Below are 1,629 nucleotides of genomic sequence, written 5' to 3'. Positions count from 1 at the left end.
AGAACGCCATCCTCATCATCCAGTTCGCCAAGCAGAAGGTGGAGGATGGAGGCGATTTGATGGGGGCCACCCTCGAGGGTGCGCGGCTGCGGCTGCGGCCCATCGTCATGACCTCCCTGGCCTTCGGCGTCGGCGTGCTGCCCCTGGCCTTCGCTACCGGAGCCGGATCGGGTGCGCAGACCGCCATCGGCACCGGCGTGCTGGGCGGGATGATCACATCCACCGTCCTGGTGATCTTCTTCGCCCCCTTCGTGACCACCCTGGTGGCCACGGCGGTGCTGTGGAACTACCTGCTGCACACCCGCTACGGCGTGATCAACTGGGCCATCTCCAGCCTCGGCCTGCCGCCGGTCGACTGGCTGGGCCAGCCGGAGACATCGATCCCGGCCATCCTGATGTTCGTGGTGTGGAAGATCTTCGGCTACAATATGCTGATCTTCCTCGCGGTTCTTCAGACGGTGCCGGACGACCTGTATGAGGCGGCGCGGATCGACGGGGCCGGGGCGTGGAAGCGGTTCGTGCACGTCACCCTGCCGGCCATCGCCCCGACCCTGCTGCTGGTGTCGATCATCTCGGTGGCCAGCTTCTTCCAGCTGTTCGCCGAGCCCTATGTGATGACCCAGGGCGGGCCGGCGCAGTCGACCGTGACGGTGCTCTACTTCATGTACGAAGAGGGCTTCAAATGGTGGAACCTCGGCTCCGCCAGCGCCGTGGCCTTCGTGCTGTTCCTGTGCATCCTGGCGGTGACCCTGGTGCAGCTGGCGGTGGCCAAGCGGATGGGGGCGTACGAATGAGCGCCCGCCGCATCCGCGCCCTGCTGCTGAATCTGGCGGTGGCCCTGATCGCCCTGGCGGTGCTGTTCCCGCTGCTGTGGATGCTGTCGGTCAGCTTCATGCCGACGGGCGAGGCGGCGACCTTCCCGCCGCCGCTGACCCCGAAACGCTGGACGCTGGAGCATTACCGCGAGCTGTTCGTGACCCAGGGCATGGGCCGCTATCTGTGGAACAGCTTCGCCCTGGCGACGCTGGCCACCGGCCTGGCCCTGGCCTTCACCGTCCCGGCCGGCTACGCCTTCGCCAAGCTGCGGTTCAAGGGGCGGGAGCGGATGTTCCAGCTGCTGGTCGCGGCGCTGGTGGTGCCGGCCCAGATCGGCACCCTGCCGCTGTTCCTGATGCTGAAGGGGATGGGGCTGGTGAACACCTACGCCGGGGCGCTGGCGCCGTGGCTGGCCTCGATCTTCGGCCTGTTCCTGGTGCGGCAGTATTCGCTGTCGATCCCCGATGAGATGCTGGAGGCGGCGCGCATCGACGGGGCGTCCGAGGGGCAGATCTTCCGCCGGGTGGTGCTGCCGACGCTGCAGCCGATCATCGTGACGCTGGCGCTGTTCGTCTTCCTCGGCAGCTGGAACGACTTCCTGTGGCCGCTGATCATCCTGACCGACCAGTCGAACTACACCCTGCCGGTGGCGCTGGCGGCCCTGTCGCGCGAGCACGTGCAGGACATCGAGATGATGATGGCCGGGGCGGTGATCACCGTCGCCCCGGTGCTGATCCTCTTCCTCGCCCTGCAGCGCTACTACATCCGCGGCATGCTGGCCGGCAGCGTGAAGGGGTAGGGCGGTTCGCTCAT

2 protein-coding genes are annotated in these 1,629 nt (G+C 67.3%); both read left to right on the top strand.

Annotated elements, in window-relative coordinates; genetic code table 11:
- Positions 1-794: efflux RND transporter permease subunit (locus tag RDU12_RS15645; RefSeq protein ID WP_308685584.1), on the top strand; the 794-nt coding region annotated here is incomplete at its 5' end.
- Complete coding sequence (locus RDU12_RS15640) at positions 791-1,615, top strand: carbohydrate ABC transporter permease (protein ID WP_300293263.1); 825 nt, start codon at positions 791-793, stop codon at positions 1,613-1,615. The genes RDU12_RS15645 and RDU12_RS15640, both read left to right, overlap by 4 nt.
- The last annotated feature ends 14 nt before the right edge of the window (positions 1,616-1,629 follow it).

The sequence above is a fragment of the Brevundimonas sp. genome, assembly GCF_031082345.1.
Lineage (GTDB): Bacteria > Pseudomonadota > Alphaproteobacteria > Caulobacterales > Caulobacteraceae > Brevundimonas.
This window is presented reverse-complemented; position numbering and strand designations above follow the sequence as displayed.